The organism is Paenibacillus sanfengchensis (assembly GCF_036864765.1).
Classification (GTDB): Bacteria; Bacillota; Bacilli; order Paenibacillales; family Paenibacillaceae; genus Fontibacillus; species Fontibacillus sanfengchensis.
Genome location: NZ_JBAGJC010000032.1, coordinates 1 through 995, shown reverse-complemented (window position 1 = coordinate 995; position 995 = coordinate 1). Strand labels below are relative to the sequence as shown.

Sequence of the window (995 nt, the reverse complement as noted above, 5' to 3'; positions counted from 1 at the left end):
TCCAGCCGGGTTTCCCCATTCGGACATCCCCGGATCAAAGCTTGCTTACAGCTCCCCGAGGCAGTTTCGTTGTTCGCCACGTCCTTCTTCGGCTCCTAGCGCCTAGGCATCCTCCGTGTGCTCTTAGTAGCTTAACCAATTCGCTCCGGTTTTGCGCGACCTTTCGGTCATCCCAAAACCTTCGCTCTGTAGTCACTACCTTTATTAAACTTGTTTTGACACAAGTTCAGCTAAAAGAGTTGTTTCTAAAACGCAAATTTCGTTTCGTTATCCAGTTTTCAAGGATCAATGATGAAATGTTGTAACGATCACGCAAGGTGACGTTCAATATTTCAGCAGATTCTTTCGCCGTTTTACCGGCGGAAGACTATCTTATCATTTCCCGCCTTACCGTTCAACCGGTAAGTCATGGAAGTGATGTTGTATGGTGGAGCCAAGGAGGATCGAACTCCTGACCTCCTGCTTGCAAGGCAGGCGCTCTCCCAGCTGAGCTATGGCCCCATATATAACTCCAGCCTCAAGTTTCGATTATGGAGTGAATGGTGGGCCCTAGTGGACTCGAACCACCGACCTCACCCTTATCAGGGGTGCGCTCTAACCAGCTGAGCTAAGGGCCCATAATCAATTATTCAATTGCAAACCCTGTTAAGGGGTGCGCTTGGCAACGTCCTACTCTCCCAGGACCCTTCGGTCCAAGTACCATCGGCGCTGGAGGGCTTAACGGTCGTGTTCGGGATGGGTACGCGTGGAACCCCTCCGCCATCGCCACCAAACGCGCGAGAGTTGAACTCTCAAAACTGACCAACGAGTGAGTAAGTTTGCTAACTCAAGGTTAGCTATTTGAATGTTCTCGTTGCAGAGAACGATTCTCCATAGAAAGGAGGTGATCCAGCCGCACCTTCCGATACGGCTACCTTGTTACGACTTCACCCCAATCATCTACCCCACCTTCGGCGGCTGGCTCCTTGCGGTTACCTCACCGACTTCGGGTGTTG

At 51.2% G+C, this 995-nt stretch carries 2 tRNA genes and 3 rRNA genes; all 5 read right to left on the bottom strand.

Features of this window, described 5'->3' with window-relative positions:
• A 23S ribosomal RNA gene (locus V4U84_RS26865) occupies window positions 1–137 on the bottom strand; the annotation flags it as partial.
• 288 nt (window positions 138–425) lie between these two features.
• Window positions 426–501, bottom strand: a tRNA-Ala gene (locus V4U84_RS26860).
• 39 nt (window positions 502–540) lie between these two features.
• A tRNA-Ile gene (locus tag V4U84_RS26855) sits at window positions 541–617 on the bottom strand.
• Between the two features lie 39 nt (window positions 618–656).
• Window positions 657–773, bottom strand: a 5S ribosomal RNA gene (gene rrf / locus V4U84_RS26850).
• 103 nt (window positions 774–876) lie between these two features.
• Window positions 877–995, bottom strand: a 16S ribosomal RNA gene (locus V4U84_RS26845); the annotation flags it as partial.